The sequence below is a fragment of the Rhizobium sp. SVR5-2C genome (assembly GCF_056755115.1).
Genome location: NZ_JBNDHT010000182.1, coordinates 1 through 11,256 on the forward strand (window position 1 = coordinate 1; position 11,256 = coordinate 11,256).

At 58.1% G+C, this 11,256-nt stretch carries 11 protein-coding genes and 2 pseudogenes; 8 read left to right on the forward strand and 5 right to left on the reverse strand.

The annotated features are described in order from the left end of the window. A pseudogene (locus ACPYOI_RS32215) lies at positions 1–191 on the reverse strand (Hsp20 family protein); the annotation flags it as partial. Positions 192–397: 206 nt separating this feature from the next. Here ACPYOI_RS32215 and ACPYOI_RS32220 point away from each other — a divergent pair. Continuing rightward, the gene (locus ACPYOI_RS32220) at positions 398–1,321 is read left to right on the forward strand and encodes a DnaJ C-terminal domain-containing protein (protein ID WP_481423895.1); all 924 of its coding nucleotides are present in this window, start codon (positions 398–400) and stop codon (positions 1,319–1,321) included. A 2-nt stretch (positions 1,322–1,323) separates the two neighbouring features. Further along, complete coding sequence (locus ACPYOI_RS32225) at positions 1,324–1,656, forward strand: chaperone modulator CbpM (protein WP_481423896.1); 333 nt, start codon at positions 1,324–1,326, stop codon at positions 1,654–1,656. A 38-nt stretch (positions 1,657–1,694) separates the two neighbouring features. Here ACPYOI_RS32225 and ACPYOI_RS32230 read toward each other — a convergent pair whose 3' ends face one another. After that, positions 1,695–1,985 carry a hypothetical protein gene (locus ACPYOI_RS32230; protein ID WP_481423897.1) on the reverse strand — a complete coding sequence of 97 codons (291 nt, stop codon included), beginning with the start codon at positions 1,983–1,985 and terminating at the stop codon, positions 1,695–1,697. Between the two features lie 94 nt (positions 1,986–2,079). Continuing rightward, positions 2,080–2,352: an usg protein gene (locus tag ACPYOI_RS32235; RefSeq protein ID WP_481423898.1), complete on the reverse strand. Its 273-nt coding sequence runs from the start codon at positions 2,350–2,352 to the stop codon at positions 2,080–2,082. A 273-nt stretch (positions 2,353–2,625) separates the two neighbouring features. Between ACPYOI_RS32235 and groES the strand changes: the two genes are divergently transcribed. The 4 genes and pseudogenes from groES to ACPYOI_RS32255 all read left to right on the forward strand — a co-directional run bounded on the left by groES (position 2,626) and on the right by ACPYOI_RS32255 (position 6,354). Next, on the forward strand, positions 2,626–2,940 hold the full coding sequence (gene groES / locus ACPYOI_RS32240) for a co-chaperone GroES (protein ID WP_481423899.1): 315 nt from the start codon (positions 2,626–2,628) through the stop codon (positions 2,938–2,940). Between the two features lie 60 nt (positions 2,941–3,000). Continuing rightward, positions 3,001–4,628 (forward strand): annotated as a pseudogene (groL, locus tag ACPYOI_RS32245) (chaperonin GroEL). A 48-nt stretch (positions 4,629–4,676) separates the two neighbouring features. Beyond that, positions 4,677–4,889, forward strand: coding sequence for a hypothetical protein (locus ACPYOI_RS32250; RefSeq protein ID WP_481423900.1), 213 nt, complete (start codon positions 4,677–4,679; stop codon positions 4,887–4,889). A gap of 538 nt (positions 4,890–5,427) precedes the next feature. Further along, positions 5,428–6,354 carry a manganese catalase family protein gene (locus ACPYOI_RS32255; protein ID WP_481423901.1) on the forward strand — a complete coding sequence of 309 codons (927 nt, stop codon included), beginning with the start codon at positions 5,428–5,430 and terminating at the stop codon, positions 6,352–6,354. Between the two features lie 465 nt (positions 6,355–6,819). Here the strand turns inward: ACPYOI_RS32255 and ACPYOI_RS32260 are convergent, their stop codons facing one another. Both ACPYOI_RS32260 and ACPYOI_RS32265 read right to left on the reverse strand, forming a co-directional pair. Continuing rightward, positions 6,820–7,698 carry a DUF72 domain-containing protein gene (locus ACPYOI_RS32260; protein WP_481423905.1) on the reverse strand — a complete coding sequence of 293 codons (879 nt, stop codon included), beginning with the start codon at positions 7,696–7,698 and terminating at the stop codon, positions 6,820–6,822. A gap of 857 nt (positions 7,699–8,555) precedes the next feature. Beyond that, positions 8,556–9,215 carry a DUF6766 family protein gene (locus ACPYOI_RS32265; protein WP_481423902.1) on the reverse strand — a complete coding sequence of 220 codons (660 nt, stop codon included), beginning with the start codon at positions 9,213–9,215 and terminating at the stop codon, positions 8,556–8,558. A gap of 572 nt (positions 9,216–9,787) precedes the next feature. On the opposite strand from ACPYOI_RS32265, the gene ACPYOI_RS32270 reads away from it, so the two are divergent. After that, positions 9,788–10,081, forward strand: a complete 294-nt coding sequence (locus ACPYOI_RS32270; protein WP_481423903.1) for an oxidoreductase — start codon at positions 9,788–9,790, stop codon at positions 10,079–10,081. Positions 10,082–10,608: 527 nt separating this feature from the next. Next, on the forward strand, positions 10,609–11,256 hold a 648-nt coding region (locus ACPYOI_RS32275), incomplete at its 3' end, for a PhnA-like protein (protein ID WP_481423904.1).

Consider the following 11,256-nt stretch of genomic DNA (forward strand, 5'->3'; position numbering starts at 1 on the left):
CTGATCGAGCGAGCACGCTGGGCGTTTTCCAGAAGATTGAAAACCCGGTCGAAACCGACGCTCGAGCGGAACAGGGGTGCGTAGTCGTAAGATGTTGCCATAGCCATATCCTCCTTGAAGCAACATGGGTAGGGGAGCGCCGAAAGCGGCGCTCCCAGCAAGGCCAGCCCTGTCTCAGCGGCTGGCGGCATTCGATTTGGTTTTCAGGGTTTTCGGATTCAAGAGTGCCCGCAGAAAAAACTTCGACCGTCATTTCCGGTCACGTCGGGAGGAGATTATCGCTCACGCCGTCAATCGCTTGGTCATCCGCCGGTCACCGACAGTTCCTCTCCAAAGCTGAGTTTGGCAGCTTATATAGAACGTGAATTGTTATTCCATTTCCTGACAGGAGACCTGTATGAGCCAAGACCCATACCAGCTTCTGGGCGTGAAACCGGATGCGTCTCAAAAGGACATTCAGAGCGCATTTCGCAAGCTCGCAAAGAAGCTGCATCCCGACTTGAACCCCGGCGATAAACGCGCCGAAGCGCAATTCAAGGACGTTTCCGCTGCGTACGAGCTGTTGAGCGACGAGGAAAAGCGTGGTCGCTTTGACCGCGGTGAGATCGATATGACTGGCGCCGAGCAAGCGCCCCGCAACTTCTATCGTGACTATGCATCGGCAGGCGGTCCTGACGGACCCTATCACAATGGCGCGGGCTTTGCAGACTTCGGTGATGCAGACGATATTTTCGCCAGCTTTTTCTCGCGCCGCGCAGGCCCCGGCGGTGGGTCTGCCTTTCGTGCTTCCGGACGGGACCGCCATTTCTCCCTGGAAGTCGATTTCCTCGACGCGGTCAATGGCGCGAAGACCAAGGTCAGCCTTCCCGGCGGATCCACGCTTGAAGTCCAGATTCCGGCCGGCACGCGTGACGGTCAGACCATTCGACTACGGGGCAAGGGCGATGCCGGTTTCGGTGGTGGTCCTGCCGGCGATGCGCTGATCGATATCAGCGTGAGGCCTCACCGCTTTTTCACCCGCGATGGCGACGATATCCGCCTCGACCTGCCAGTGTCACTCAGCGAAGCCGTGCTTGGCGGCAAGGTGCGCGTGCCGACGCCCTCGGGCGCAGTCAACATGGTCCTACCGCCCAATTCCAGCAGCGGAAAGACACTGCGTATAAAAGGCAAGGGTGTGCGTCGCCGAAATGGCGACGCTGGAGACGTCTATGCGACCTTGAAGATCGTGTTGCCGGATCGTCCGGATGACGAGTTGGCGGGCTTTGTCGCTCGTTGGTCGGCTGGAGCGGCACAAAATCCGCGAAAGAGCATGGAGGATTGAACATGGACGACCACGAATTTCGTGATCACCTCAAGATCGAAGTGACCGACCTGGAACTGTGGATCGGGCAGGGCTGGCTTGCGCCGCAGGTCGCCGAGAACCAGCGCCACTTCCGGGATGCAGATGTGGCCCGCGCGCGTCTGATCCTGGACTTGACGCGCGACATGGGGGTCAACGAGGCGGGCGTTGATGTTGTCATGGATCTCCTCGATCAGATCCATAGCCTTCGCAGCGTCATGCGGGATCTGGTCCTTGCTGTCGGCAGGCAGGATACAGTGGTGAAGCAACGCCTGCATGCCACGCTGGTCGGGCTTTCCAAAGCGCAATCATCATAGCGCGATGATCACGCGAGGAAGCGAGGGCGCCGTGATCGTCAGTGCACGGCCTTGCTCACCATCGGGTAGGGATGAACGGCTTTAAACTGCGATATCATGGCCGTTGCCTGCAGCAATACGCGCTCGGCGTTTTGGACCTCGTCGCGGGCAAGTTCATCGGCATTGACGCGGATTGCCTGAGCCATGTTGGCCGAGAGCACGGCAAAATGGCGGTTTCCTTCGACATAGGCCTCGTGCGCAGTCCCCTCCAGGACGCGAGCGATATCAGCAAAGACCTCTTCACGTTCCTCAATGCTGAGGTCTTTAATATTTTCGATCTTCTTTTCCATTCCGGTCTCACTCTGAACAGACGTGCGATACTGACCGAGCTTATCGAGCCTCGGCCGCGAAAGACCTAGGAACAGGAAAATTCTCTTTCAAGACTCAGTGAAGCTTGAACTCGCCTTCAACGCGGCGCCACTCGTTCGGTCCTATAAGCCGTTGGTGGGTGTAGCGCACGGAATGCAGCGGTCCGTCGAGGCTGTCGCGCCAGAAGTCGAGGAACTTGTGCATCTCGGGAAAATCAGGTGCGAGATCGTAGTCCTGCCAAACGTAAGTCTGCAGGACGGATTCGAAGTCTGGAATGCGATAGAGGATATGCGCAGTGGTCAGTCCATAGCCGTTGAGTTGACGCTCCAGGTCCGATGAGAAGTGCATGCTTCATCTCCGTTTCATGACAGTGCGACAGTGGCGCAAAATTTCATGGCCATCAACAATTTTTAACGCGAGCGTCCCGTTTGTTGTTCCTTTTCAGTATGTTAGCAGCCACGACACACGAGTGCTAATTTTTTGCTTATCCCTCTTGAAATCAAAAAATCTCAAAAATAAATTTTTCGCGCGAACGCTCAATGAGGTTCGCACCCGCCCGGACTGGTCATCCGGTCCGGCCAGGGTCTTTAACGTCATCATTTTTGCTCAACGGAGGAAAACATGTCGTTCCGACCGCTTCATGATCGCATTCTTGTCCGCCGGGTCGAAAGCCAGGAAAAGACCAAGGGCGGCATCATCATTCCCGACACCGCCAAGGAAAAACCGCAGGAAGGCGAGGTCATCGCCGTCGGTCCCGGTGCACGCAACGAAGCCGGCCAGATCCAGGCGCTCGACGTCAAGGCGGGCGATCGCATCCTGTTCGGCAAATGGTCCGGCACCGAAATCAAGATCAACGGTGAAGACCTGCTGATCATGAAGGAAAGTGATGTCCTGGGAATCATCGAGGCCCAGGCCGAGCAGAAAAAAGCCGCCTGACCCCCTGGATGTCAGGCGAACGATATCAGTCAAAAAGCTGCCTATTGAAGGAGTGAAGACATGGCTGCGAAAGAAGTCAAATTCAATACCGATGCCCGTGAGCGTATGTTGCGTGGGGTCGATATTCTTGCCAATGCCGTCAAGGTGACGCTCGGCCCCAAGGGTCGCAATGTCGTTATCGACAAGTCCTACGGCGCCCCGCGCATTACCAAGGACGGCGTTTCGGTTGCCAAGGAAATCGAGCTCGAAGACAAGTTCGAAAACATGGGCGCGCAGATGCTGCGCGAAGTGGCGTCGAAGACCAATGACTGGCCGGCGACGGCACGACCACCGCGACCGTTCTCGCCCAGGCTATCGTGAAGGAAGGCGCCAAGGCTGTTGCATCGGGCATGAACCCGATGGACCTGAAGCGCGGCATCGATATTGCGGTCGACGCCGTCGTCAAGGAACTGAAGACCAACGCCCGAAAGATCACCAGCAACTCCGAGATCGCCCAGGTCGGCACTGTCTCGGCCAACGGCGACGAGGAGATCGGCAAGTACCTAGCCGAAGCGATGGAAAAGGTCGGTAATGAGGGCGTCATCACCGTCGAGGAAGCCAAGACCGCCGAGACCGGACTTGAAGTGGTCGAAGGCATGCAGTTCGACCGCGGTTACCTGAGCCCCTACTTCGTCACCAACCAGGACAAGATGCGCGTCGAGTTCGAGGATCCGTATATCCTCATCCACGAAAAGAAGCTGTCGAACCTGCAGTCCTTGCTGCCGGTCCTCGAAGCCGTCGTGCAGTCCTCCAAGCCGTTGCTCATCATCGCTGAAGACGTCGAAGGCGAAGCCCTTGCCACACTCGTCGTCAACAAGCTGCGTGGCGGCCTGAAGATTGCTGCTGTCAAGGCTCCGGGCTTCGGCGATCGCCGCAAGGCGATGCTGGAGGACATCGCCATCCTGACAGGCGGCACCGTCATTTCCGAAGACCTCGGCATCAAGCTTGAGAATGTCACTCTGAACATGCTCGGCCGCGCGAAGAAGGTGGCGATCGAAAAGGAAAACACCACAATCATCGACGGCGTTGGCTCCAAAGCCGAGATCGACGGCCGCGTTGCACAGATCCGCGCCCAGATCGAGGAGACCACCTCCGACTACGACCGCGAGAAGCTGCAGGAGCGGCTGGCCAAGCTTGCCGGTGGCGTTGCCGTCATCCGCGTCGGCGGCTCGACGGAAGTTGAGGTCAAGGAGAAGAAGGACCGCGTCGACGACGCCCTGCATGCAACCCGCGCCGCCGTCGAGGAAGGCATCCTGCCGGGCGGTGGCGTGGCGCTGCTGCGTGCCGTGAGGGCGCTCGACAATCTCACTACCCCCAACCAGGACCAGAAGGTCGGCGTAGAGATCGTCCGCCGCGCGATCGAAGCACCTGTTCGCCAGATCGCCGAGAATGCCGGTGCAGAAGGCTCCGTGATTGTCGGCAAGCTGCGTGAGAAGGCCGATTTCTCCTACGGCTGGAACGCGCAGACCGGCGAGTACGGTGATCTCTACGCTCAGGGCGTCATTGATCCGGCCAAGGTCGTGCGCACCGCGCTCCAGGATGCTGCTTCGGTTGCCGGCCTGCTGGTAACGACGGAGGCGATGATCGCCGAAAAGCCCAAGAAGGACGCGGCTCCGGCCATCCCGGCCGGCGCCGGCATGGACTTCTAAGCAGGAGTGCCCGTCGCCAAACCGGCGGGCATTCCTTTTGAGCGGCAGATGACGAGCAGTCATCTTTCGAGCAAAGACCTCCGCATATGCGTCGATGTCGTCAAGACCATTGCGCGCGAACGCGGAGTATCGAAGGAGCCGGCGGCGGTCGCCGAACTGATGACGGCCGTTGCCCGCAACTTCAATAGAGGCATCCGCGCTTATGACGAACTGGTGGAAGCCATGAGGGCTACCACCTCGCAGGAAGCGCCCGGTCAATGACAGACCGGGCGCTTCACTCTTGAAGACCATTTTCCACGCTCAGTCATCGTCGGTTAACCAGCCAGCAGAGGAGGTACGATGCACTCGCGATGTTTGATCGACCGCTTTACGTTCAGCGGAAGTACTTCCTGCAGGAAATCGCGGGCTTAGACGATCTATTTGACTTCATGGACGAATGGCCTCCTGGAAAACGCGGACTTGCATACGAAAGCATGATGAAGTTTTGCTGCGACGCCGCCAAAGAGCAGGCGTCTCCCGCCTCTGTCCGAGAGAATTTTCGGCGTTTTCTTACAGATCCCGCCGATCAGACGAGCACATACCACATAGCGGGGGAGACAGGGCTGCCGCAACGTTCGATTATCTCTGCGGCGTCGAGCAGCTTGAGCGCTGCTCAAGCGGTTCAGCGAGTCGCGAGCTCGCGAGCCTGGTGTGCAGATTTTATCCAACACACCGACGTCAGAGGCTCCGCCCAAGAAACTTCAGGAACAATCGGCTCTAGCTGTGGTTCGCCGTAGGTCTCCAACGAAAGGACGAACTTATGTTTATGCGAGTCGACCAGCTCCAGGCCGAGCTGCCTGCCCCGAAACGGGCCGATCCGAACGCCGCCGCCGCTCTTCAAGAGCTTCTTGGCGGAAAGTATGGCGAGATGTCCACGCTCGGGAACTACATGTTCCAGAGCTTCAATTTCCGCTCCAAAGAAAAGCTCCGGCCATTCTACAGCCTCGTCGCGAGCATCACGGCCGAGGAACTCGGCCATGTCGAGCTAGTCAGCAACGGCGTGGCCATGCTGAACAACGGTCCCGACATCCCTGACGGAGACGCCGGCGACGGCGGCGACATCTCCGGAGCGCCCTTCGAAGATATGAAAGACATCCGTCTGGCAGCGGCCTTCCTTTCGGGCGGCGGCGGTGCGATGCCGGTCAACAGCAACGGCGTTCCCTGGAACAACGACTTCATCACCACGACGGGAAACGTCGTCCTCGACCTGCTTCACAACTTCCATCTGGAATGCGGCGCACGCCTTCATAAGCTGCGCGTCTACGAGACGCTGTCCGATCCGACTGGCCGCGAAGTCTGCGGCTACCTGCTCGTGCGCGGTTCGGTTCATGCCCATGCCTACGCTCTTGCGCTGAAGAAAATCACGGGCGTCGAGATAGAGAAGTTCCTACCGTGCCCGAACATTCCGCTGGCCAACATTCCTGAATGCCAGAAGTACCTTGACGAGGGATCGCATCGCCGTCTCTACACCTGGAGTTCCAAGGACTACAAGGAAATGGCTGGCATCTGGAGCAATGACGAAGTCGCGCTTCCAGGCGATCCGCCCGGCGAGCTCGAAGTGGTTGAAGGCATGCCGGTAGGCGGTAAGATCCAGCAGTTCGTAGGAGTGCCATCGGCCTTCACCCCCGACTACGCGCCAGAGGAGATGTTCGAGATCGCTGAGAAGCTGTACGAGAAATCTCGTTGAACGATTGAGGCGCTCGATCCAATGCGGACATCGGTCATCCGCGAGGCGGTAGTGGCTTCGCGGACCGCCGATTGGTCGCGTTGAGTTAAGTTAGCCAGAACGCCGAACGAGCGTCAAAGTGCATCCGAAACCCCCGGAAGAGGATGCCGTGAACCTTTATAAATCGCGCTTTCGTGGGCTGTGGTTGTCAGATCGAGCCCGCGATAGCGTCTCACGGGAACGCGCCCGTGCTGGATCCATGAAGATCGCTGTCTGTATGATCGGGATCGTCTGCGCCTGTCATTGTTCGACTGGCCGAGAAGAGAGTTTGACTACGGGGGAAAAACCCAAAATTGATGCTCAAGGTTATTCATGTGTGGCGATCACCGATGGCGAGCTTTTTTGAGACGGTCCGTCAGCTCGTAGCGAAACAGTGGTCCACTTCATGAATCGGACCTGAACCCCGCCTCGGGTGTCGATTTAGAGCTAGCTACCCGAGGGGTGCAGCAGCGCCCTAAAAAGCTTTGCGTTCCGGATGGCATTGCCATCACGGTCGTTGTTGAAGTACGCCCAAACCCTTTTCGCGCCGCTTTGGCTTACGCGGTCGGTCCATACCCTAAGCTCTGCTTCACTGTAGTCGTGACGATACCAATGCGTCGTCCCGTGGAACCGAATGTAGATATCGTCGGCAGTCCTTACCAGTTCGTCTGGAAGGCGGGGACCACTGCAAGAGCAAAATATCGCCCCGGCGGCTTGAAACGCTTTGAAAGTATCGTCGTTCCACCAACTCTTGTGCCGGAATTCAACCACGTTGCGTCGGCGCTCGTCGAGTTGGCTTAAGATCAATTGTAAGGTTTCCGGGCTGAAGCGGACGCTTGGCGGGAGCTGAAAGAGAAAGCATCCCATTTGGTCGCCGAGAAGATCGCCGATGTAACCGAAATCTTTAATGAGGGTGCCGGTGTTGTCAAACCGCTTGATATGAGTGATGAGCTCGCACACCTTGATCGTATAGACGAACTCGCTCTTCGCCTGACGCAACCAAGTCTTGACCGCCCCAATCGTCGGCCAGGAATAAAAGGGCGCATTCAACTCGACAGTCTTGAATTGTTGTTCATAAAGCGAAAACCAACGGCTCGACGGAACGTCTGCTGGATAGAAATGACCTTTCCAATGCCAATAATACCAACCCGAACAACCAACATGGACAGCGCTCGATGGTCCGCCACCTGTTTCTCTTGTCGCACGGTGCTCATTGGCGACCCGAACCTGATGCATTGTCTCCGCCCGATCGATATTCGCTCGCCGCTGTTTTTCTCGGCGCTCCGCGCGGCGCGCCTGTCGTCTCTCGATATCGTCCAACGTCATTTCCGCCAAGCTCATCCCCTTGGTCGACTTGATTTGCTCCGTACCTGGAGCCTGTCGTGGGCGGCATAGGCCGATCCGCTAGCGAGTCAGAGCCCCGCGAATGCTCTGGCCATTTCGCTTCGAATTTTTATGGCTCGGTTCGCCAGCTTGACATGCTGCTCGTGTGAACCGCCGTGCTTGCCGGTCGAACTCGAGCGCGTTGTCGAAGCTCTTGCTGCCGCCAGACTTCGACCCGGCTTTGCTTGTCTGTGGTCCGCTTGTAGTGACATTTTGAACTCCTTTATGAAGAGATCGGAAATCCTCTCTGCTCCTCAACCTCGATTAGTCGCAACTGTTCCCATTTAACGAAGGAAAGGTTCGAAAAGGGCAGCATCCCGTTCCCTCGCGGACGTTGCGGTCTTTCGAAAGCCGACTTCGCAGGACACGCTGTCGCAGCAGCTCTCGCTGGCCTTGGCGCAGGCGTACTCACCGCGAGCGCCGCCATTGAATGGTCGTCTGGCGGGCTACCGTTCGCCGCTTGACGATACAGATCCATCGCGTGGAAAACCGAAGAATACGGCGTCCAGCTTCTCTGGCGATGGCAATGAAAGCGGCCGCGCTGGGTGCTTCACTCGATTGTCGAGCGCCGCTAGGCAGGCTTCCTGTGCCGCCAGAAAGCGTTGCCGGGCGTCTCGGGCCATTGGTGCTGCCTTCCGAAGGGCACGAAAGGGCAAAGCAAACCACGCCACGCGATCCCAAACACTTAAGATACTGGATATCGCTAACGTCTCGATGCGAGCGCGTACGCTTGGGCAAGGTTATGCACTGCTCTTGCCTCTGTGACTTAGTACGGTGCCGTTCATCGAGCAGCAGACTTCTCAGCCACCGGTTTCGTGATGCGGCGCTGTAACGGGTTTTGATTCCGGCGAGCCCTTGAACCTTAGGAAGATGGACAGCACCACCAGAACAGCGGTGGAGAGGAACTCCGACTGCCAGTTCTGAAATGATTCAAACCAGAACTGCGCGCTGCCCAGATGGTTGAGAAGGCTCACGGCGGGGTGGCCGTGCAGGGCGGCCTCGGCATTTTCCGCTTGAGCACTGCCGAGCAGATGAAGAATGAAGCTTGCGACAAACAAGAGTATCAGGACTATGCCCAGCGAATAGGCATAGAGTTTCTGCGCCAGCGGCCCGGCTCTCAAAGGCCCCGGCACGTGAGGATCATGAGCGTGTACGGAAAAATCCTCGTCCTGCGGTGAGGGATCATCAGGATCTTTCGATTCTGCGGAGCCGCGCTGAAAGAGGAAGGCGGTCAAAACCACGTAGGCGGACATTTGCAGGAATTCGCTCTCCCAGTTCTCGAACAACGCCGATAGGAAAGTGCCCGACCCGGCGTATTCCAGCAATGTCAGTTGAGGGAAACCGTGTTCCGCTAGCTCCTGATTGAAGCTCTGACATCCGCTGAGCAGCATGCCGACGATTGTGACAAGGGTAGCTGCGATGAGAACAATGGTCAGTCCGTTGTCGCGGAGAAATCGCATTCACATTCCTTTGTTCAATACGGGGAGGATCAGTTGTTCGGAGCTACGCCGCGCTCACTCCAGATAAACTTGCATGGCCGACGAACGTTCCCCGCCTTAATGGTTTTCATGCGTTCACGAGTCCGCGCGCACCTGCGGTCAGATCCGGACCGGCACCATTGCCCACTTGCAGGCGGTGAACAAAATTTCCCATCTCATGATATCGCCGAGCTTCTCTTCCGGCCCCGAGCAGGATGATGCGGCGATGCATGAGGTGGGGCAATCGTGAGGAACTTGTTTTTCGCGCCGCGGTTCGGCGACGGGAGTTCCCATGATTGACCACAATTTGACAGAAGGACCGAAGGCCAGGTCCGTGCAACAGGCAGCTCGCTCCTGGTCCGTTCTCGACGAGGAAACGGGCGTGCCTATAGAGGCATCCGGACGCGAACTCAGCGGCTTGTCCCGTGAGGAGGCCGACGACATAGCCGCGCAGCTTAACGCTGCATACGTCGACCACTTTTTCTTACGCTAGGCTGGAACCTCAAAAGATAAACGAGGTTCGAGATAGAACGAAGCCAAAATAGGAGAATCCAATGCTTCTGAAACTCATCACCGTCTCGGCGCTTTCGATCGGTCTTGCAACTTCGGCCATGGCTCAGGCCAGCGGCGGCTCTGGTGGAACTGGTGGTTCTGGTGGGACAAGTGGTTCTGGCCAGTCCGGCGGCGCGTCAGGTTCCGGTAGCGGATCTGGCAGCATGTCCGGTAGCGGCTCCGGCACTTCCTCCCCCGGCACGAGCACCGAGAAAGACAAGGACTCCCAGGGCAAGCAAGATTCTTCCGACTGCGTTCAGGGCCAAGTCAAAGATGCCGCCGGCAATTGCCAGTAAAATCTGGCTCAACGAAGAAACCCCGCGGTCAATTCTGCGGGGTCTTTGTGGCGTTCCTTCAAGCGACACATCACGCTGGGGGCCCTCTAGGGGCGTTCGAGTGATTTCAAATTTCCAGATTGATGGCAAAATTCGAGATTTCGCGACCGCCTACATCGAACGCATATCCGCGGAATTGAGGGCGGTCGACCTCCTATCCGAGTTGACACCATGTGCGGAGTCGATCGCCTAAACGGCAGCGGGCCTCTCACTGTCTTTCTCCGGGATTAAATTGCGGTCAGGCACAATGTCGGTCGCCCTAGTCGCAGCAAAACTTTGCGGACATACGTGTTCCCAGCGTCACCATTGAATCCTTCGCGATCAGGCCACGGGCATTCGACACATCCTTTGCATCCTGCTCAGCATCGGTGCCGCTCAAAGCGACCGCTACAGGCTAGCCGATGCGAAACACTTCTTGGAACATTCGGATGAAGCGGGAGTTGGGACCGCATTCACAGAACCGTGAAAAAGCTCTGGAGGCTCCTACAATGTCCCAACCATCCATCTCCCGCCTGCCGGGCGATGCCTCGTATGCGGTCAACCCGGTTGACCCGCGCATGACGGCCACCATCAACAAGATATCTTGGGGTGCCGTGTTTGCCGGCGTCGTGCTCGCCCTCGCGGCCCAGTTCCTGCTCAATCTTCTCGGCGTCGGAATTGGAGCTGCAGTTCTCGACCCCGCCACATCGGACAATCCTACAGCGACCAGTTTCTCCATCATCGGCGGCCTCTGGTTCGTCGTTTCCGGCATCGTCGCCTCGTTCATCGGCGCATACGCGGCAAGCCGGCTCTCCGGCCGTCCCGGCAAGTCCACAGGCGGTTTCCACGGCATCACCTCCTGGGCCGTCACCACGCTGGTCATTCTCTACCTTCTGACGACCTCGGTTGGCGCGCTCGTCGGCGGCGCGTTCAGCGGCCTTTCGAGCGTGGTCGGCGGTGTCGGCAAGACGGCAGCAGCCGCGGCGACCACAGCGGCGCCTTCGATTGCCGCCGCAACCGATCCGATGGCCGATATCGAACGTCAAATCCGCGAGGCTAGCGGTGGCTCCGACCCGCAGGCCCTTCAAACGGCGGCAGTGACGGCGATGAAGGCCGTGGCAACGGGCGACCCGAGCAAGCTCGAGGACGCCAAGGCC

What these genes read in the sequence shown, in the direction of transcription:
- ACPYOI_RS32255 (WP_481423901.1), top strand. Translation starts at nt 5,428, where the DNA reads ATGTTTATGCGAGTCGACCAGCTCCAGGCCGAGCTGCCTGCCCCGAAA.
- ACPYOI_RS32230 (WP_481423897.1), bottom strand. Translation starts at nt 1,985, where the DNA reads ATGGAAAAGAAGATCGAAAATATTAAAGACCTCAGCATTGAGGAACGT.
- ACPYOI_RS32260 (WP_481423905.1), bottom strand. Translation starts at nt 7,698, where the DNA reads ATGACGTTGGACGATATCGAGAGACGACAGGCGCGCCGCGCGGAGCGC.
- ACPYOI_RS32250 (WP_481423900.1), top strand. Translation starts at nt 4,677, where the DNA reads ATGACGAGCAGTCATCTTTCGAGCAAAGACCTCCGCATATGCGTCGAT.
- ACPYOI_RS32220 (WP_481423895.1), top strand. Translation starts at nt 398, where the DNA reads ATGAGCCAAGACCCATACCAGCTTCTGGGCGTGAAACCGGATGCGTCT.
- ACPYOI_RS32225 (WP_481423896.1), top strand. Translation starts at nt 1,324, where the DNA reads ATGGACGACCACGAATTTCGTGATCACCTCAAGATCGAAGTGACCGAC.
- ACPYOI_RS32235 (WP_481423898.1), bottom strand. Translation starts at nt 2,352, where the DNA reads ATGCACTTCTCATCGGACCTGGAGCGTCAACTCAACGGCTATGGACTG.
- groES (WP_481423899.1), top strand. Translation starts at nt 2,626, where the DNA reads ATGTCGTTCCGACCGCTTCATGATCGCATTCTTGTCCGCCGGGTCGAA.
- ACPYOI_RS32270 (WP_481423903.1), top strand. Translation starts at nt 9,788, where the DNA reads ATGCTTCTGAAACTCATCACCGTCTCGGCGCTTTCGATCGGTCTTGCA.
- ACPYOI_RS32265 (WP_481423902.1), bottom strand. Translation starts at nt 9,215, where the DNA reads ATGCGATTTCTCCGCGACAACGGACTGACCATTGTTCTCATCGCAGCT.